Annotated in this window: 14 protein-coding genes, 1 pseudogene and 1 riboswitch; of the genes and pseudogenes, 12 read left to right on the forward strand and 3 right to left on the reverse strand. The window is 71.7% G+C overall.

Translation table 11 applies throughout. The features are described 5' to 3' along the window. Positions 1–70 precede the first annotated feature (70 nt). Together OHT61_RS24415 and OHT61_RS24420 are read left to right on the forward strand one after the other, a co-directional pair. Positions 71–1,258, forward strand: a complete 1,188-nt coding sequence (locus OHT61_RS24415; RefSeq protein ID WP_329041164.1) for a citrate/2-methylcitrate synthase — start codon at positions 71–73, stop codon at positions 1,256–1,258. Then, on the forward strand, positions 1,255–2,538 hold the full coding sequence (locus OHT61_RS24420) for a CobW family GTP-binding protein (RefSeq protein WP_329041166.1): 1,284 nt from the start codon (positions 1,255–1,257) through the stop codon (positions 2,536–2,538). The genes OHT61_RS24415 and OHT61_RS24420 overlap by 4 nt, the downstream gene beginning before the upstream one ends. Before the next feature lie 28 nt (positions 2,539–2,566). On the opposite strand, the gene OHT61_RS24425 is transcribed toward OHT61_RS24420, so the two are convergent. Beyond that, positions 2,567–5,017 carry a DNA gyrase/topoisomerase IV subunit A gene (locus OHT61_RS24425; protein ID WP_329041169.1) on the reverse strand — a complete coding sequence of 817 codons (2,451 nt, stop codon included), beginning with the start codon at positions 5,015–5,017 and terminating at the stop codon, positions 2,567–2,569. A gap of 247 nt (positions 5,018–5,264) precedes the next feature. On the opposite strand from OHT61_RS24425, the gene OHT61_RS24430 reads away from it, so the two are divergent. The 4 genes from OHT61_RS24430 (at position 5,265) to OHT61_RS24445 (ending at position 10,081) form a co-directional block, all read left to right on the forward strand. Then, positions 5,265–6,626: a M16 family metallopeptidase gene (locus OHT61_RS24430; protein ID WP_329041170.1), complete on the forward strand. Its 1,362-nt coding sequence runs from the start codon at positions 5,265–5,267 to the stop codon at positions 6,624–6,626. Between the two features lie 26 nt (positions 6,627–6,652). Next, entirely contained in the window at positions 6,653–8,035 is a 1,383-nt protein-coding gene (locus OHT61_RS24435; protein ID WP_329043384.1) for a M16 family metallopeptidase, read from the forward strand. Between the two features lie 190 nt (positions 8,036–8,225). Next, positions 8,226–8,394, forward strand: a riboswitch (cyclic di-AMP (ydaO/yuaA leader). 14 nt (positions 8,395–8,408) lie between these two features. Continuing rightward, positions 8,409–9,167, forward strand: a complete 759-nt coding sequence (locus OHT61_RS24440) for a M23 family metallopeptidase (RefSeq protein WP_329041171.1) — start codon at positions 8,409–8,411, stop codon at positions 9,165–9,167. 212 nt (positions 9,168–9,379) lie between these two features. Continuing rightward, positions 9,380–10,081: a GntR family transcriptional regulator gene (locus OHT61_RS24445; protein ID WP_329041172.1), complete on the forward strand. Its 702-nt coding sequence runs from the start codon at positions 9,380–9,382 to the stop codon at positions 10,079–10,081. 189 nt (positions 10,082–10,270) lie between these two features. On the opposite strand, the gene OHT61_RS24450 is transcribed toward OHT61_RS24445, so the two are convergent. Further along, a complete protein-coding gene (locus OHT61_RS24450) occupies positions 10,271–10,552 on the reverse strand; it encodes an HPr family phosphocarrier protein (RefSeq protein ID WP_018520603.1) in 282 nt (93 codons plus the stop codon). Positions 10,553–10,715: 163 nt separating this feature from the next. Between OHT61_RS24450 and OHT61_RS24455 the strand changes: the two genes are divergently transcribed. The 5 genes from OHT61_RS24455 to OHT61_RS24475 all read left to right on the forward strand — a co-directional run bounded on the left by OHT61_RS24455 (position 10,716) and on the right by OHT61_RS24475 (position 16,675). Then, complete coding sequence (locus OHT61_RS24455; protein WP_329041173.1) at positions 10,716–13,577, forward strand: bifunctional acetate--CoA ligase family protein/GNAT family N-acetyltransferase; 2,862 nt, start codon at positions 10,716–10,718, stop codon at positions 13,575–13,577. Positions 13,578–13,635: 58 nt separating this feature from the next. Continuing rightward, on the forward strand, positions 13,636–14,232 hold the full coding sequence (locus OHT61_RS24460; RefSeq protein WP_327113707.1) for a DUF5998 family protein: 597 nt from the start codon (positions 13,636–13,638) through the stop codon (positions 14,230–14,232). Then, on the forward strand, positions 14,232–15,419 hold the full coding sequence (locus OHT61_RS24465) for an alkaline phosphatase family protein (RefSeq protein ID WP_329041176.1): 1,188 nt from the start codon (positions 14,232–14,234) through the stop codon (positions 15,417–15,419). Before OHT61_RS24460 ends, OHT61_RS24465 begins: the two co-directional genes overlap by 1 nt. A gap of 48 nt (positions 15,420–15,467) precedes the next feature. Beyond that, positions 15,468–16,118, forward strand: a complete 651-nt coding sequence (locus OHT61_RS24470) for a thymidine kinase (protein WP_327113703.1) — start codon at positions 15,468–15,470, stop codon at positions 16,116–16,118. Positions 16,119–16,231: 113 nt separating this feature from the next. Then, positions 16,232–16,675: an SRPBCC family protein gene (locus OHT61_RS24475; RefSeq protein ID WP_329041179.1), complete on the forward strand. Its 444-nt coding sequence runs from the start codon at positions 16,232–16,234 to the stop codon at positions 16,673–16,675. 81 nt (positions 16,676–16,756) lie between these two features. Here the strand turns inward: OHT61_RS24475 and OHT61_RS24480 are convergent, their stop codons facing one another. Then, the gene (locus OHT61_RS24480; protein ID WP_329041180.1) at positions 16,757–17,110 is read right to left on the reverse strand and encodes a hypothetical protein; all 354 of its coding nucleotides are present in this window, start codon (positions 17,108–17,110) and stop codon (positions 16,757–16,759) included. A 166-nt stretch (positions 17,111–17,276) separates the two neighbouring features. On the opposite strand from OHT61_RS24480, the pseudogene OHT61_RS24485 reads away from it, so the two are divergent. Beyond that, positions 17,277–18,094, forward strand: a pseudogene (locus OHT61_RS24485) (ABC transporter ATP-binding protein); the annotation flags it as partial. Positions 18,095–18,261 lie beyond the last annotated feature (167 nt).

Genomic DNA, 18,261 nt, shown 5'->3' on the forward strand with positions numbered 1-18,261 from the left:
TATTGACGACCGTCCATCAAGGTTGGACAGTGGAATCAACGTCCGGCTCCCCAGAGGAATGAGTTCTGCCATGCCTGCCACCCGCACGGAAACAACCCCGCTCGACGTGCCCCGGGGGCTCGCCGGTGTGATCGTCACCGACACCGCGCTGGGCGACGTACGAGGGCGCGAGGGCTTCTACCACTACCGTCACTACTCGGCGATCGAGCTTGCGCGGACCCGCAGCTTCGAGGACGTCTGGTACCTGATGTTCCACGGCGAGCTCCCCGGCCCGGCCGCCCGCGAGGAGTTCGCCGCACGCGCGGCGGGCCTGCGCCGCCTGCCCGCAGAGGTACGGGAGGCGCTGCCGTCCATCGCCCGTGCCGGAGCGGTCTCCGGCCCGCTCGCCGGGCTTCGTACCGCGCTGTCGCTCCTCGGCGCCACCGCCGGTTTCCGTCCGGTGTACGACATCGACGCGGACCGTCGACTGGACGACGCGCTCGCCGTGTGTGCCGTGGTCCCCACCGTGCTGACCGCTCTGTACCGTCTCGGCCTCGGCCTCGAACCCGTCGACCCCCGGGACGACCTCCCCTTCTCGGCGAACTACCTGTACATGCTCACCGGTGAGGAGCCGGACGCCGCTCGGGCCTCGGCGATCGAGCGCTATCTCATCTCCACGGTCGACCACGGTTTCAACGCCTCCACGTTCACCGCGAGGGTGATCGCCTCCACGGGCGCCGACGTCGCCGCCTGTCTCGTCGGAGCGGTGGGCGCGCTCTCCGGGCCGCTGCACGGCGGCGCGCCCAGCCGGGCACTGGACACTCTGGACGCCATCGGCAGCCCCGACCGCATCGACGGGTGGATCAGGGAACGGGTTCTCGCGGGGGAGCGGATCATGGGCTTCGGGCACCCCGTCTACCGCACCGAGGACCCGCGTTCACGCATGCTGCGCTCGATCGCCCAGGAGTTCGGAGGTCCGCTGGCCGACTTCGCCGTCGAGGTCGAGCAGCGGGTCGAGGCGATTCTCGCCGAGCTCAAGCCCGGGCGGGAGCTGCACACCAACGTGGAGTTCTACGCCGGTGTCGTCATGGAGCTCTGCGGGCTTCCCCGCGCGATGTTCACCCCCACCTTCTGTGCCGCGCGCATGGTCGGCTGGAGCGCCAATATCCTGGAGCAGGCGCAGGACCCGAAGATCATCCGACCGGCGGCCCGCTACGTCGGAACCCCGCCGCCGCGCCCCGTGCCCGCGATCCGGCCGACCCAGGAAGGCACCAGTTGACCCCGCCCCACGCCTCGCAGATCCCGGTCCTCGTCCTGGCGGGATTTCTCGGTTCCGGCAAGACGACGCTGCTCAACCATCTGCTCCGCAACAGGTCGGGCAACCGGATCGGCGTGATCGTCAACGACTTCGGTTCGATCGAGATCGACGCCATGACCGTCGCCGGCCAGGTGGGGTCGACGGTCTCCCTGGGCAACGGATGCCTGTGCTGCGCCGTCGACGCGAGCGAGCTCGACACCTACCTGGAGACGCTCACCCGGCCGAGTGCCCGGCTCGACGTGATCGTCATCGAGGCGAGCGGCCTCGCCGAGCCCCAGGAACTCGTGCGGATGCTGCTGGCGAGCGACAACCCCCGCATCAGGTACGGGGGACTGGTCGAGGTCGTCGACGCCGCCGAATTCCGGGCGACCAGGGAGCGCCACCCCGAGATCGACCGCCATCTCGCCGTCGCCGATCTGATCGTGCTGAACAAGACGGACCGGGTGACGGAAGCGGACCTGAGCGAGGTACGGGGTGCCGTCGGCGAGGCCGGCGGCGCGGCGGCGGTGATCAGCGCCGCATACGGGAGAATCGACCCCGAACTCCTCTTCGACCCCGCCCTCGCGCCGGACGGGGACGACCTCGCGCGGCAGCTGAGCTTCGAGGATCTGCTTCCCGAGACGGACCGTACGCACGAGGCCCATCTGCACGCGGCGTACGAGAGCGTCTCCTTCACCACCGACATGCCGCTCAGCCCGCGCAGGTTCATGGAGTTCCTCGACTCCCGGCCCGCCGGGCTCTACCGCATCAAGGGCTTCGCCGACTTCGGCGCCGGCGACCGGGACAACCGGTACGCCCTGCATGCGGTGGGCCGGTTCCTGCGCTTCGTCCCGCAGGGGTGGGCCCGGCAGGAGCCCCGGCGGACCCAACTGGTGCTGATCGGTTCCGGCATCGACGCCGAGGCGCTCCGCAAGCAGCTCGAAGAGTGCCGCGCGGAGCAGCGGGACATCCCCGACGGGCAGGGACAGGACATCCCCGACGGGCAGGGACGGGACATCCCCGACGGGCAGGGACGGGACATCCCCGACGGGCAGGGACGGGACATCCCCGACGGGCAGGGAAGGAACGCCGGGACGGCGACCCGCGAGCAGCTGGACGCCGATGCCGAGGCCGACGGCGCGTGGCAGGAGATCGACCCCACCGGCCGGCGGCAGAGCGCCGGGACCGGCGCCGACGAACTCGAACGCAGCATGTGGGGCGTCCTGCGATACGTGGGGCAGCCGGACGACGGGGCTCGATGACGCGGCGGCCCCGCCGTCCTGCCGGGTCCTACAGCGGTCCGGCGATCACCGCGACGGGGCTGGTGGACGGTGTTCCGGAACCGTCACGGCGCGGGTCCGGGGCGGGCAGCTCGGCCGGTGTGCCGTTCTTCTGCGCCGCCCGTGCCGGTGTCCCCCCGGCCCAGGCGAAGACCAGGACGTCCTCCCCCTTCAGGAAGCGCTGGCAGCGCACCCCGCCGGTGGCCCTGCCCTTGCGCGGATACTGGTCGAACGGGGTGAGCTTCCAGGTCAGCTCCGAGTCGTCCAGCGTGCCGTGCGAACCGGCGACCGTGAACACCACGGCGTCCGCGGCGGGATCGACGGCGGCGAACGACAGGACCGAGGAGCCCGCGGCGAGCTTGATGCCGGCCATGCCACCCGCCGCCCGGCCCTGCGGCCGGACCTGAGCGGCCGGATAGCGCAGCAACTGCGCGTCGGACGTGATGAAGACCAGGTCCTCCTCGCCCGTACGCAGCTGGGAGGCACCGACGATACGGTCACCGTCCCGCAGCGAGATGACCTCCAACTCGTCCTTGTTGGCCGGGTAGTCGGGCACCACTCGCTTCACCACCCCCTGCAGGGTGCCGATGGCGAGACCCGGCGCCTCCTCGTCCAGGGTGGTGAGGCAGATCAGGCTCTCGTCCGCCTCCAGGGTCAGGAACTCCGAGATCTGCGCGCCGCCCGACAGGTTGGGCGCCGCATGCGTGTCCGGCAGCTGGGGCAGGTCGATCACCGACAGGCGGAGCAGCCGTCCGCCGGACGTCACCGCGCCCACGTCGCCGCGTGCCGTCGCGCGGACGGCGGAGACGATCACGTCGTGCTTCGCCCTCCTCGCGTCCTCGGCCTGGACGATCGGCTCGGCGTTCGCCGTACGGGCCAGCAGGCCGGTCGAGGACAGGAGCACCTGGCAGGGGTCGTCGGCGACCTCCAGCGGCACCGAGGCGACCTGCGAGCCCGACGACTCCAGTAGCACGGTGCGCCGGTCGGTGCCGAACTTCTTGGCCACCGCCGCCAGTTCGGCGGACACGAGCTTGCGCAGCTCGGCGTCCGACTCCAGGATCGCCGTCAGTTCGGCGATCTCCTGGTTCAGACGGTCGCGCTCGGTCTCCAGCTCGATCCGGTCGAATCGGGTCAGCCGGCGCAGCGGGGTGTCCAGGATGTACTGCGTCTGGATCTCGCTCAGCGAGAAGCGCTCCATCAGGCGCTCCTTCGCCTGCCCCGAGTTGTCGCTGTCCCGGATGAGGCGGATGACCTCGTCGATGTCGAGCAGGGCGACGAGGAGGCCCTCGACCAGGTGGAGCCTGTTGCGCCGCTTGGTCCGGCGGAACTCGCTGCGCCGGCGCACCACGTCGAACCGGTGGTCGAGGTAGACCTCCAGGAGCTCCTTGAGCCCCAGGGTCAGCGGCTGCCCGTCGACGAGTGCGACGTTGTTGATGCCGAAGGACTCCTCCATCGGCGTCAGCTTGTAGAGCTGCTCCAGTACGGCCTCGGGCACGAAGCCGTTCTTGACCTCGATCACCAGACGGAGCCCGTGCGCACGGTCCGTGAGGTCCTTGACGTCGGCGATGCCCTGGAGCTTCTTCGAACCGACCAGGTCCTTGATCTTGGCGATCACCTTCTCCGGGCCGACGGTGAAGGGAAGTTCGGTGACCACGAGGCCCTTGCGGCGCGCCGTGACGTTCTCTATGGCGACCGTGGCGCGGATCTTGAACGTGCCGCGCCCGGAGGCGTACGCGTCCTTGATGCCGCCGAGGCCCACGATCCGGCCGCCGGTCGGCAGGTCGGGTCCGGGGACGAAACGCATCAGCGTCTCGAGGTCCGCGCCCGGGTGCCGGATCAGGTGGCGCGCGGCGGCCACGACCTCGCCCAGGTTGTGCGGGGGCATGTTGGTGGCCATGCCGACCGCGATCCCGGAAGCACCGTTGACCAGGAGGTTCGGGTACGCCGCCGGGAGGACGACCGGCTCCTGCTCCTGGCCGTCGTAGTTCGACTGGAAGTCGACGGTGTCCTCGTCGATCGACTCCGTCATCAGGGACGTGGCGTCGGCCATCCGGCACTCGGTGTACCGCATGGCGGCCGGCGGGTCGTCGTTGCCCAGGGAGCCGAAGTTGCCGTGCCCGTCGACGAGGGGCAGGCGCATCGAGAACGGCTGTGCCATGCGCACCAGTGCGTCATAGATCGACGCGTCGCCGTGCGGGTGCAGTTTGCCCATCACCTCGCCCACGACCCGTGCGCACTTCACGTACCCACGGTCGGGGCGCAGTCCCATCTCGTTCATCTGGGACACGATGCGGCGGTGCACGGGCTTCATGCCGTCCCGGGCATCCGGCAGAGCCCTGGAGTAGATCACCGAGTACGCGTACTCGAGGAAGGAGCCCTGCATTTCGTCGACGACGTCGATGTCGAGGATCTTCTCCTCGAAGTCGTCCGGCGGCGGGGTTTTGGTGCTGCGGCGGGCCATCGCGGCTGCGACTCCTTCACAGATTCTGTCGGGCAACCTCAGGTTCTGACGCCGACCATTGTGGACCGCCGCACCGACAACGCCGACCTCGACCCGTCCGAAGCGCTCTCCGGGGGCCCCGCGAAGCCCCTCTTCACGGCAGGATCTACGACAACATTCACCCGGCGGGAACTTCGCCAGGTGCCCGTGCGCTTGCTTACAGTGGCAGGTCCGGCAGGAAAATCCTGTACCGATCGAAGGGACGTACATGCCCATGGGTCACACGGCCACAGCCCAGGCCGGTTCCGGCGGCTTGACGGCGACCGAGCACCGGCTGGCCAACGGCCTGCGCGTGGTGCTCTCCGAAGACCATCTGACCCCGGTAGCCGCGGTCTGCCTCTGGTACGACGTCGGTTCCCGCCACGAGGTGGCGGGCCGCACCGGCCTCGCCCACCTCTTCGAGCACCTGATGTTCCAGGGCTCGGGCCAGGTCAAGGGGAACGGACACTTCGAGCTGGTGCAGGGAGCCGGCGGTTCCCTCAACGGCACCACCAGCTTCGAGCGCACCAACTACTTCGAGACGATGCCCACGCACCAGCTGGAGCTGGCCCTGTGGCTCGAGGCCGACCGGATGGGCTCGCTGCTCGCCGCGCTCGACGAGGAGTCCATGGAGAACCAGCGGGACGTGGTGAAGAACGAGCGCCGCCAGCGCTACGACAACGTCCCGTACGGCACCGCGTTCGAGAAGCTCACCGCGCTCGCGTACCCGGAGGGCCACCCGTACCACCACACGCCGATCGGTTCCATGGCCGACCTGGACGCGGCGACGCTGGAGGACGCGCAGGCGTTCTTCCGCACCTACTACGCGCCGAACAACGCCGTGCTCTCCGTCGTCGGGGACATCGACCCCGAGCAGACGCTCGCCTGGATCGAGAAGTACTTCGGATCCATCCCGTCCCACGACGGCAAGCAGCCCCCGCGCGACGGCACGCTGCCGGACATCATCGGCGGACAACTGCGGGAGGTGGTCCACGAGGAGGTGCCGGCACGCGCGCTGATGGCGGCCTACCGGCTGCCCCACGACGGCACCCGTGCGTGCGACGCCGCGGACCTGGCGCTGACCGTGCTCGGCGGCGGCGAGTCGTCCCGCCTGCACAACCGCCTGGTCCGCCGCGACCGTACGGCCGTGGCCGCGGGATTCGGGCTGCTCCGGCTCTCCGGCGCGCCGTCGCTGGGGTGGCTGGACGTGAAGACGTCCGGAGGCGTCGAGGTCCCGCGGATCGAGGAGGCGGTCGACGAGGAGCTGGCCCGCTTCGCCGAGGAGGGCCCCACCCCCGAGGAAATGGAACGCGCGCAGGCACAGTTGGAGCGCGAGTGGCTCGACCGGCTCGGCACGGTCTCCGGACGGGCCGACGAACTGTGCCGGTTCGCCGTCCTGTTCGGCGACCCGCAGCTCGCCCTGACCGCGGTCGGCCGCGTGCTCGACGTGACCGCCGACGAGGTCAAGGCCGCCGCCCGGGCCCATCTGCGGCCCGACAACCGTGCCGTCCTGGTCTACGAGCCGGTCGAACCGGCCGAGGACACCGAGGGTACCGACGGCACCGACGCGCACGAGGGGGCCGACAAGTGACCGACGCCGCCGTGACTGGAGTAGCGATGGAGTACCACCCGCAGCCGACCGCCGGCGAGGCCAGGCCCTGGGCCTTCCCCGCGCCCGAACGGGGCGCCCTGCCCAACGGCCTGACCGTGCTGCGCTGCCACCGGCCGGGCCAGCAGGTGGTGGCCGTGGAGATCTTCCTCGACGCGCCGCTGGACGCGGAGCCCGAGGGCCTCGACGGTGTGGCCACGATCATGGCCCGCGCGCTGTCCGAGGGCACGGACAAGCGTTCCGCCGAGGAGTTCGCGGCCGAGCTGGAGCGCTGCGGCGCCACGCTCGACGCACACGCCGACCACCCCGGCCTCAGGGTGTCCCTGGAGGTCCCGGCCTCCCGGCTCGTCAAGGCGCTCGGACTGGTCGCCGAGGCGCTGAGGGCCCCGGCCTTCGCGGAGAGCGAGATCGAGCGTCTGGTGGGCAACCGGCTCGACGAGATCCCGCACGAGCAGGCCAACCCCGCCCGGCGGGCGGCGAAGCAGCTCTCCAAGGAGCTCTTCCCGGCGACGGCCCGTATGTCGCGTCCACGCCAGGGGACCGAGGAGACGGTGCGGCGCATCGACGCGGCGGCCGTCCGCGCCTTCTACGACGCCCACGTCCGTCCGTCCACCGCGACGGCGGTCGTCGTCGGCGACCTCACCGGCATCGACCTGGACGCGCTGCTCGCCGACACCGTCGGCGACTGGTCGGGCGACTCGGTCCCCGCGCGCCCGGTTCCCCCGATCACCGCGGACGACACCGGCCGCGTCGTCATCGTGGACCGCCCCGGGGCCGTGCAGACCCAGCTCCTCATCGGGCGGATCGGCGCCGACCGGCACGACAGCGTCTGGCCCGCCCAGGTCCTCGGCACGTACTGCCTGGGGGGCACCCTGACCTCCCGGCTGGACCGCGTGCTGCGCGAGGAGAAGGGCTACACCTACGGCGTCCGGGCGTTCGGCCAGGTGCTGCGTTCGACGGCACCCGGTTCGTCGTCCGGCCCCACCGGCGCGGCGATGCTGGCCATCAGCGGCTCCGTGGACACGGAGTCGACCGGGCCGGCGCTCGACGACCTGTGGAAGGTCCTGCGCACCCTGGCGGCCGAGGGGCTCACCGACGCCGAGCGCGAGACCGCCGTGCAGAACCTCGTGGGCGTGGCCCCGTTGAAGTACGAGACGGCTGCCTCCGTCGCGGGAACCCTGGCCGACCAGCTGGAGCAGCACCTCCCGGACGACTACCAGGCCACGCTGTACGCGCGCCTGGCCGAGACGGGCACGGTCGAGGCGACGGCCGCGGTGGTCAACGCCTTCCCCGTCGACCGTCTGGTCACCGTGCTGGTCGGGGACGCCGCGCAGATCGCGGACCCCGTCAGGGCGCTGGGCATCGGCGAGGTGTCGATCGTCAGCGGCTGACGATCCGGCACATTCAGGACCCCGGCGGGCATCCCCGCCGGGGTCCTGTCTTTTGTCTGATTTATCAAGGGACGTGCGCGTTCATCCTGTGGGATGTCCGACAAAAGACCCTTTCGGTTTGGAGCGGGTGAGGCGCCCGTCCTAGCGTCGGCTCGGCTGTCCGCCGGACCCGAGCCGCGACCGCGGCACCGGACAGCCATCGCCGAGTCCCCGTCAGGCGCGAGCCTGGGGAGCCGGGGACCCACCAAGTCCCTGGGGTGAATCGGATCCCCGCGTCTCACGCGAGACGGGAGGGGTCCGTAGGAGACCTTCCTGCTCCGAACCCGTCAGCTAACCCGGTAGGCGAGAAGGAAGGAAAGGAACCAGCCACTTCATGGCGTTCATCCGTGCCACCGGGAAGCACCGTGCCCCGAGCCGCCTGACGCGTTCGAGCGCCCGGGCCGCCGGTATCGCGGCCCTGGCCACCACCGGTGTCATAGGCGCGACGGCCTCCCCGGCACTCGCCGCGGACTCCGAGGTCACCGCCGGCAGCACCGGTCTGGTCCAGACGGTCGCCCTCGACACGAGTCTCGCCGCGCAGATCGAGGCCCAGGCGGAGGCCCAGCAGCACCAGGCCGCCGTTGCGAAGGCGAAGGCCGAGGCCGAGCGCAAGGCGGAGGCCCGCGCCAAGGAGGTCCGCGAGGAGAAGGCGCGCGCCGCACGCGCCGCCGAGCGCGCCCGCCTCAACGCCTTCCACCTGCCGGTCGCCGGTTCGCACGTCACCACCGGCTACAAGACCGGCGGCGCGCTCTGGTCCTCCGGCACCCACTCCGGCGTGGACTTCCAGGCCGCGTCCGGCACCCCCGTCGTCGCCGTCGGCGCCGGCACGGTCGTCGAGGCCGGCTGGGGCGGCGCCTACGGCAACAACATCGTGCTGCGGATGAAGGACGGCACCTACACCCAGTACGGCCACCTCTCCTCCATCGGCGTCAAGGTCGGCCAGAGCGTCGCCTCGGGCGAGCGGATCGCCTTCTCCGGTTCGACCGGCAACTCCACCGGACCGCATCTGCACTTCGAGGCCCGCACCACCCCCGAGTACGGCTCGGACATGGACCCCGTCGCCTACCTCCGCGCCCACGGCGTCCAGGTCTGACCCAGGCCCGCCCGCACGCACCGCTCCGACGAAGGCCCCGGCATCGCGCCGGGGCCTTCGCCGTCCCCCGGGGAGCCGTGCGGAACTTCCTTCCGGCCAAAAGATATCCATGGATTCCACCCCGCCATCGGAAATTCCGGCCGGTTGCAATAGAGTCACAGAACAGGCGTCGATCGGCCGCGTTTCGCGGGGATTAAGGCGGAGGTTCGGACATGCGCATTCCCGCGCATTCGGTATGCACGGCGATCCGCGACGACATCGTCTCCGGTGTCTTCGAGCGTGGAAGCCGCCTCACCGAGGAGGTGCTCGCGCGTCGCTACGGCGTCTCCCGTGTCCCCGTGCGCGAGGCGCTGCGCACCCTGGAGTCCGAGGGGTTCGTCGTCACCCGCCGGCACGCCGGCGCCTGTGTCGCCGAACCCACGGAGCAGGAGGCGGCCGACCTGCTGGAGATCCGGATGCTGCTGGAGCCGCTGGGTGCCGCGCGCGCGGCACAGCGCCGTACCGACGCGCACCTGAAGGTGCTCCGGGGCCTGGTCAGGCTGGGGCAGGAGAGGGCGCGGCGGGGCGAGGGGGAGGATCTGCGCTCGCTCGGGGGCTGGTTCCACGAGACGCTCGCCCAGGCGTCGGGCAGCCCCGCCCTGATCGCGCTGCTCACCCAGCTGAGGCACAAGATCGCCTGGATGTACGCCGTCGAGCAGCCCGCCAGGCCCGCGGAGTCCTGGGCCGAGCACGGCGCCCTCGTCGACGCGGTGGCGCGCGGGGACGCGGAACGGGCCAGGGCGCTCGCCGTCCAGCACGCCGAGCGGGTCACGGCGGCCCACCGGCTGCGCCGCACCGCCACATCCGGCCGTGCGGCCGGAACCAGGGTGAGGACTTCGCAACACCGCGTAAACACCGCGGGAGCCCGTCATTAACAATGACGCCGTATACAAAGAGAGCGACGGCCGGAGGGCTTTATTTCCGCTGCCCTGATCTCCTTTCCGATGACGTTCCCGGCGGTTGCGGTAATGGAAAAGCGAAGGTTCGGGAAACAGAAAAGCCGCGGCCCCCGTGGGGGTGCCGCGGCTTTTCGCAGAGCGAATTCCGGACGGGAGCGGCCGGGGTCAGACGGTCTCCGGGAGCTCCTCGAGCCCTTCGGCGACCAGCTTCGCCAGGCGGTCCAGGGCGGCCTCGGCGTTGTCCGCCTCGGACGCGAGCACGATCTCCTCGCCGCCCTGCGCGCCCAGACCGAGCACCGCGAGCATGGAGGCGGCGTTGACGGGGTTGCCGTCAGCCTTGGCGATCGTCACGGGGACGCCGGAGGCCGTGGCGGCACGGACGAAGATGGAAGCGGGGCGGGCGTGCAGGCCCTCGGCCCAACCGACGTTGACGCGGCGCTCAGCCATGGTTCTGCCCTTCAGGTGTAATGAGTTGTCTAGACCAGTCTCTCATGTGGTGCGCCCTGCTGTGCCCGGTCCCGGAGCGGGCCGGACGGCCGCCCGCGGGCTCACTCAGCGTGCCCCCGCCGTGAACCCGCCGCGACCGCTGCGGCGGTCGTACGCTTTGCCCATGGAGCCCACCCCGGAGCAGAGTCCGCATCACGCGTACCCCGACCACTGGGAGGCGGACGTGGTGCTCCGCGACGGTGGCACCGCCTGCATCCGGCCCATCACCACCGACGATGCCGAGCGGCTGGTCAGCTTCTACGAGCAGGTCTCCGACGAGTCGAAGTACTACCGCTTCTTCGCCCCGTACCCCCGGCTCTCGGCGAGCGACGTGCACCGCTTCACCCATCACGATTACGTCGACCGGGTGGGACTGGCCGTCACCGTCGGCGGCGACTTCATCGCCACCGTCCGCTTCGACCGCATCGACGAGCGGGGCCTGCCCGCCTCCGCCCCCGCGGACGAGGCCGAGGTCGCCTTCCTCGTCCAGGACGCCCACCAGGGCCGCGGAGTGGCGTCGGCGCTCCTGGAGCACATCGCCGCGGTGGCCCGGGAACGGGGGATCCGCCGCTTCGCCGCCGAGGTGCTGCCCGCCAACAACAAGATGATCAAGGTGTTCCGCGATGCCGGGTTCACCCAGCAGCGCAGCTTCGAGGACGGCTCGGTGCACCTCACCCTCGACCTGGAGCCCACGGCCGAGTCCCTCGCCGTCCAGCGCGCACGGGAACAGCGGGCCGAGGCGCGCTCCGTGCAGCGCCTGCTCGCCCCCGGCTCCGTCGCGGTGGTCGGCGTCGGCCGCGCGGAGGGCGGGGTCGGCCGCACCGTCCTGCGCAACCTCCTGGGCTCGGACTTCACCGGACGCACCTACGCGGTGAACACCTCCTTCGCCGCCGGCCTGGCCACGGTCGACGGCGTGCCCGCGCACCGCTCCGTGGGCGAGATCGGCGAGCCCGTCGACCTCGCGGTCGTGGCGGTCCCCGCCGACCGGGTGCCGGAAGCCGTCGCCGACTGCGGTGAGCACGGGGTCCAGGGCGTCGTCGTCCTCTCCGCAGGCTACGGCGAGCGCGGCGCCGACGGGCGGGAACGGCAGCGCGAACTGGTCCGCCAGGCACGGTCGTACGGCATGCGGATCATCGGGCCGAACGCCTTCGGCATCATCAACACCTCCGACGCCGTCCGCCTCAACGCCTCCCTCGCCCCCGAATCGCCCCAGTCCGGGCGCATCGGCCTCTTCACCCAGTCCGGCGCCATCGGCATCGCGCTCCTGTCCGGTCTCCACCGCCGCGGCGCGGGACTGTCGTCCTTCATCTCCGCGGGCAACCGGGCCGACGTCTCCGGCAACGACTTCCTGCAGTACTGGTTCGAGGACCAGGACACCGATGTCGCCCTGCTGTACCTCGAATCACTCGGCAACCCGCGCAAGTTCACCCGGCTCGCCCGCCGGACCGCCGCGGTCAAGCCCGTGGTCGTGGTCAAGGGCGCCCGGCACAGCGGTACCAACCCGCCGGGCCACGCCGTGCCCGTCAGCCGTATCCCCGACGCGACCGTCTCCGCACTGATGCGCCAGGCCGGTGTGATCCGGGTCGACACCGTGACCGAGATGGTCGACGTGGGTCTGCTCCTCGCCGGGCAGCCCCTGCCGGACGGCCCCAGGGTGGCGATCCTGGGCAACTCCGAATCCCTCGGGCTCCTCACGTACGACGCGTGCCTGGCGGAAGGGCTGCGTCCGCGCCCGCCCCGCGACCTCACCACAGCCGCGAGCCCCCAGGACTTCCGGGACGCCCTCGCGGAGGCCCTGGCCGACCCGGGCTGCGACGGGGTGATCGTGACCGCCATCCCCTGGGTGGGGGAGAACGGCGAGGCGCAGACCGGTGAGGGGGAGGTGCTGGGTGCCGCGCTGCGCGACGCGGCGGCCGACGGCCCGGCCAAGCCGGTCGCCGTCGTGCACGTGGAGATGGGCGGCCTGGCCCAGGCGCTCGCCGACGCGGCCGGTACGGCCGCACCGCCCCCGCCCCGGCGGCCCGCCGCCCCGGCCGGAGCCGAACCACGCGGCCCCGCACCGGCGGCGCCCGCACCTGCGCCCGACGAGGCCCGGCACACCCCCCGCGCCGGACGGATCCCCGCCTACCCGGCGGCCGAGCGGGCCGTGCGCGCCCTCGCCGAAGCGGTGAAGTACGCGCAGTGGCGCCGCCAGGCAGCGTCCCCCGGCAAGGTGCCGGAATTCCTCGACGACACCATCGACGCACCGGGCACCGCCGCGCTCATCGACGCGCTGCTCGGGACGGACCCCGACCCGCGCGGGCGTCCCCTCACCCACGACGAGTCCCAGGAGCTCCTGGCCGGCTACGGCGTCCCCGTGCGTCCCACGCTTCCGGCCCCCGACGCCGGCGCCGCCGTCGCCGCGGCCGGGCGGCTGGGCTACCCGGTCGCCCTCAAGACCACGGCACCCCATCTGCGCCACCGCGCCGACCTGGGCGGCGTCCGGCTCGACCTCGTCGACGAGGAGGCCCTGCGCCGCGCCTACGACGAACTGACGTCCCTGCTCGGCAGTCCCGCCGAACTCCGCCCCGTCGTCCAGGCCATGGCACCCCGGGGCGTCGACACCGTCGTACGGGCCTCGATCGACGCTGCCGCCGGGGCCGTCCTCTCCTTCGGCCTGGCCGGCGCGCCCTCCGAGCTGCTGGGCGACACCGCCCACCGCCTGGTGCCCGTGACCGACCGCGACGCGGCCGAACTCATCCGGTCCATCAAGGCGGCGCCGGTGCTGTTCGGCTGGCGGGGCTCCGCACCGGCGGACACCGCGGCGCTCGAGGAGCTCCTGCTGCGGGTGTCGCGGCTGGTGGACGACCACCCCGAGGTGGTCTCGGTCGCCCTGGAACCGGTCGTCGTCGCCACGAGCGGCCTGAGCGTGCTCGGCGCGAGCGTCCGTCTCGCGCCGCCGCCCGCGCGCAGCGACATCGGTCCCCGGCGCCTCCCCAGCTACTGACCCGGGCGGCCCGCTCACGCGTCCCCGGCAGCCACCTGCCCCCCGTAGGATGGTCGGCATGGCAAAGACCGGTACGACGACCCAGGGGCTGCGCACGGCGATCGAGCGCAGCGGCTACTACCCGGCCCTCGTGGCCGAGGCGGTGGAGGCCGCCGTCGGCGGGGAGCCGGTCGCGTCGTACCTGGTGCACCAGGAGACCACGTTCGACTCCAACGAGGTCCGCCGGCACGTCACGGTCCTCGTCCTGACGGACACCCGTTTCATCGTCAGCCACACCGACGAGCAGGCGGCCGACAACAGCTCCCCGACGCCGTACGCCACGACGTCGACCGAGTCCGTCAAGCTCGACAGGATCTCGTCCGTCGTGGTCAGCCGCGTCGTCGCCGACCCCGAGAAGTACGTGCCCGGCACGCTGCCGCGCGAGGTCGTGCTCACCATCGGCTGGGGCGCCGTCTCCCGGATCGACCTGGAGCCGGCCGCCTGCGGCGACCCCAACTGCGAGGCGGACCACGGCTACACGGGCAGTTCCACCGCCGACGACCTGAGCCTGCGGGTCAGCGAGGCCGGCGACGGCCCGGACACCGTGCGCCAGACCCTCGCCTTCGCCCAGGCGCTCTCCGAGGCCACGGCCGTGACCGCGGCGACCGGCCGCTGATGGCCCAGCCGGCCTGGCAGGACCCCGTCCTGCTCGCTCCCGAGTCAGCACCGGCGCCGGAGTACGGCAGCGGTTCGCTCGCCGACCTGCTGCCGACCCTCGCCGCCGGACAGGGCGTACCCGGCTTCGAGGCGTCGATCCCCGAGCTCACCCCGGCCGACCGGAACTGCGTCTTCCTGATCGACGGCCTCGGCTGGGAGCAGATCACGGCGCACCCCGACGAAGCGCCCTTCCTGCACTCCCTCCTCCCCACCTCCCGGGGCGGTACCGGCCGGCCGATCACCGCGGGCTTCCCGTCCACCACGGCGACCTCGCTCGCCTCCGTCGGCACGGGCCTGCCCCCTGGGGAGCACGGCCTTCCCGGCTACACCGTGCGGAACCCCGAGACCGGCGCGCTGATGAACCAGCTCCGCTGGAGGCCCTGGACCGAGCCCAAGGTCTGGCAGCCCCACCCCACCGTCTTCCAGCGGGCCGACGCCGCGGGGGTGCGCACGGCGCAGGTCTCCGCGCCGAACTTCGAGCAGACCCCGCTGACCAAGGTCGCGCTCAGCGGCGGTTCCTTCCTCGGCCGGCTCACCGGCGAGGACCGCATGGACCTCGCCGCCGAGCGGCTCGCCGCGGGCGACAGGTCGCTCGTCTACACGTACTACAGCGAGGTCGACGGCCAGGGCCACCGCTTCGGCGTCGACTCCGACGCCTGGCGCGGCCAGCTGATGTACGTCGACGGGCTCGCCCGGCGCCTCGCCGAGCAGCTCCCGCCCCGCTCGGCGCTCTACGTCACGGCCGACCACGGCATGATCGACATCCCGTTCGACGAACAGTCCCGGATCGACTTCGACGAGGACTGGGAACTCGGCGCGGGCGTCGCCCTGCTGGGCGGTGAGGGCCGTGCACGCCATGTGTACGCCGTGCCCGGGGCCGAGGCCGATGTGCTGACCGTGTGGCGCGAGGTGCTCGGCGAGCAGTTCTGGGTGGCGAGCCGCGACGAGGCCGTCGCCGCCGGCTGGTTCGGCCCTCGGATCGACGAGCGTGTGTACGGCAGGATCGGCGACGTCGTGGCCGCCGCCCACGACGACGTGGTGATCACCGCCTCCGTCAACGAACCCCACGAGTCGGTGATGGTGGGGATGCACGGCTCGCTGACCCCCGTGGAACAGCTGGTCCCGCTCCTCGAAGTACGCTCGTAACCCTGTTTCCCGTACCGCACACGCACCCCGAAAGGCGCGCACCCCCTCATGCCCGAGCTCGTGTTCTTCTCCGGAACGATGGACTGCGGAAAGAGCACCCTGGCCCTCCAGATCAGTCACAACCGGTCGGCCCGCGGTCTGCAAGGGGTGATCTTCACCCGCGACGACCGGGCGGGGGAGGGGAAGCTCTCCTCGCGGCTGGGCCTCGTGACGGACGCGGTCGAGGCGGCCCCGGGCATGGACCTGTACGGCTACCTCGTGGGGCGCATGTCGAGGGGCGACAAGGTCGACCACGTGATCGTGGACGAGGCGCAGTTCATGGCGCCCGAGCAGATCGACCAACTGGCCCGGGTCGTGGACGACCTGGGCCTGGACGTCTTCGCGTTCGGCATCACCACGGACTTCCGCACCAAGCTCTTCCCCGGCTCGCAGCGCCTGATCGAACTGGCCGACCGCATAGAGACACTCCAGGTCGAGGCCATGTGCTGGTGCGGCGCGCGCGCCACGCACAACGCCAGGACCGTGGACGGTGCGATGGTCGTCGAGGGGGAGCAGGTCGTCGTCGGCGACGTCGACCGGCCGGCCGGAGAGGTCGGCTACGAGGTCCTCTGCCGTCGCCACCACCGCCGCCACATGACGAGCGCCGCCGCCTACGCGGGAGCGCTCTCGCCGGACGTCCTGCCGGTCAACCACGGCTGAGCCCGGCCCGGTCCGACGCACCCGCAGCGGGAGCGCCGGGGATCATGCGTGGGGCGACGACGAGCGGGTACCCGGGTGCGGAAGCCGCAATCGAGTCCGAAAAGGGTGATGACATGTCCTCCTCCCTCGTCGAAACCGTCGACATCAAGGCCCCGGTCGCCGTTACCTGGGCTCTGTGGAGCGATGTGACGCAGTGGCCGAAGTTCCTGAGCCACGTCCAGCGCGTCGACCCGATGGACGAGCGCCGTTTCTCCTGGCAGCTGTCGCTGCCGGGCGCCGACAAGGGCTTCGTCGCGGAGCTCACCGAGGTCGTCCCGCAGGACCGCATCGCCTGGAAGACGATCGAGGGCGTGCACCACGCGGGAGTGGTCACGTTCCACCGGATCGACGAGCGCACCAGCCGGGTGGCCCTGCAGATCGAGTACGACCCCAAGGGGTTCGTGGAGCACCTGGGCGCGCTGACGAACCTGGACTCGGCTCTCGCCAACTACGACCTGGGCGAGTTCCAGAAGCTCGCCGAGGCGACGGCGGCGGGAGACGGCCCCCGGGGCCTGTGACCCGAAGCTCACCGCAACGTGAACCGCCCGTGCGCACCCAGGAGGTGCGCACGGGCGGTTCACGTCGTCGGTGACGGGGCGTCAGTGCCGGGCCGGTGCCGGGGAGTCGTGCGAGCGGCCGGCGGACCCGGGACCGGCATCGGTGCCACCGCCCGTGTCCGCGTCCTTGTCCGTGTCCCCGTCGGCGGGCACGGTCTCCCCGTACGCGACGGCGGCCTCCCGGCGGCGCGCCTCCGCGGCCTCGCGCGCGGTGCGCAGCGGCGACTGCGTCCACTCCGCGAACCACCACACGGCCGCGACCAGGGAAGCCCACAGCAGCCCGCCCAGGGCCGCGCTCGGCCAGGGGGCGTCCTCGGCCACCCGCTCGACCCCGGTCAGTGCCACCCAGCCGCTGAGCAGCACGGTCAGAATTCGTACGCGCCTGTGCCTGAACATTCCTCGCGGCTACCCGGGCCGGGGACGATCACGCCGCACGTTCCCGGAAACCACCCTTTCGCGGGGAGTGCGGCCCACCGAGGCGGCTGCGCGCACCGGTCTCCCGGCCGTCCTCGTGGGTGGAACGGGGCTTGCCGGCGACCCGGGGAGCGGGTGGGATGCTCGCATGAAGGAGGCGCTCGCGACGCTCTCCGCCGAACCCCTGGCACCCTTCGACCACCGCTACCGCGGCGAGAACCCGGTCCGCACCCTCGGCCACCTCTTCCGCCCCGACCGCGGCCGGGGCGTCCTGGCCGCTGCTGTCCTCGTCGTGAAGCGCAGCCCCATCCGGCTGCTGCCGCTGATCACCGCCAGCGTGCTCGACGTCGTCGTCCAGCACGGTCCCGAGCCGGGCATCCGGCAGTCCACCGGCGCCCTGCTGTTCATCCTCGTCAGCAACTACCCCCTGCACCAGTGGTACGTGCGCCTCCTCGGCGGCAGCATCCGGCGCATGGGCACGACGCTCCGCTAGGCGCTCTGCCGGCGTATGCAGCAACTCTCCTCCCGGGTGGGCGAGATGACCACCCTCATCCCCATCACCCGGGCGCACGGCCCGGAACGGACCGCCCTCGGCCGGGTCGACGGCTCCCTGCGCAGGTCTTCGCGGCCGGTCTGCGCCTGGACATGATCAACGGCCGCTTCGACTCGCTCGCCTGGGTCGTCCTCAACACACCGGGCGGGCTCTGCCTGTCCGGCTCGGCACTGGTGGCGTACCACGGCTGGATGCCGGTCACGGCAGGGGACGTGGTCATGCTCAGCGCCTTCTTCACCGTCCTGACGGTCTCGGTGGCGACCCTGCTCGGCCTGGCGCCCGTCCACACCAACGGGCTGGAGTCGGTGCGTTCGGCGGGGGAGGTGCTCCACGCGCCCGATCTGGAGGGCAACGCGGGCAAGCGGCGGGTCGAGGACGTCGTCGGACGCGTCGACTTCGAGGACGTGGGATTCCGAGCTGCCTGACGTGCGTTGGGCGCAACCTCCGGGGAGCGCGGGGCTGGCCGCCCGGGGTGCAATCGATCGCGTGATCCGGACAGTTACGGCACACGACTCGAAACGCTACTAAGTAGCTGAATGATCAGATTTCACACTGTCTTAAATTTTTTGGCCCGATATGC

It is taken from the genome of Streptomyces sp. NBC_00178, from assembly GCF_036206005.1.
GTDB lineage: Bacteria > Actinomycetota > Actinomycetes > Streptomycetales > Streptomycetaceae > Streptomyces.

Excerpts from the sequence above, each read along its gene's own strand:
- OHT61_RS24415 (WP_329041164.1), top strand. The coding sequence starts at position 71 with ATGCCTGCCACCCGCACGGAAACAACCCCGCTCGACGTGCCCCGGGGG.
- OHT61_RS24425 (WP_329041169.1), bottom strand. The coding sequence starts at position 5,017 with ATGGCCCGCCGCAGCACCAAAACCCCGCCGCCGGACGACTTCGAGGAG.
- OHT61_RS24430 (WP_329041170.1), top strand. The coding sequence starts at position 5,265 with ATGCCCATGGGTCACACGGCCACAGCCCAGGCCGGTTCCGGCGGCTTG.
- OHT61_RS24435 (WP_329043384.1), top strand. The coding sequence starts at position 6,653 with ATGGAGTACCACCCGCAGCCGACCGCCGGCGAGGCCAGGCCCTGGGCC.
- OHT61_RS24440 (WP_329041171.1), top strand. The coding sequence starts at position 8,409 with ATGGCGTTCATCCGTGCCACCGGGAAGCACCGTGCCCCGAGCCGCCTG.
- OHT61_RS24445 (WP_329041172.1), top strand. The coding sequence starts at position 9,380 with ATGCGCATTCCCGCGCATTCGGTATGCACGGCGATCCGCGACGACATC.
- OHT61_RS24450 (WP_018520603.1), bottom strand. The coding sequence starts at position 10,552 with ATGGCTGAGCGCCGCGTCAACGTCGGTTGGGCCGAGGGCCTGCACGCC.
- OHT61_RS24455 (WP_329041173.1), top strand. The coding sequence starts at position 10,716 with ATGGAGCCCACCCCGGAGCAGAGTCCGCATCACGCGTACCCCGACCAC.
- OHT61_RS24460 (WP_327113707.1), top strand. The coding sequence starts at position 13,636 with ATGGCAAAGACCGGTACGACGACCCAGGGGCTGCGCACGGCGATCGAG.
- OHT61_RS24465 (WP_329041176.1), top strand. The coding sequence starts at position 14,232 with ATGGCCCAGCCGGCCTGGCAGGACCCCGTCCTGCTCGCTCCCGAGTCA.
- OHT61_RS24470 (WP_327113703.1), top strand. The coding sequence starts at position 15,468 with ATGCCCGAGCTCGTGTTCTTCTCCGGAACGATGGACTGCGGAAAGAGC.
- OHT61_RS24475 (WP_329041179.1), top strand. The coding sequence starts at position 16,232 with ATGTCCTCCTCCCTCGTCGAAACCGTCGACATCAAGGCCCCGGTCGCC.
- OHT61_RS24480 (WP_329041180.1), bottom strand. The coding sequence starts at position 17,110 with ATGTTCAGGCACAGGCGCGTACGAATTCTGACCGTGCTGCTCAGCGGC.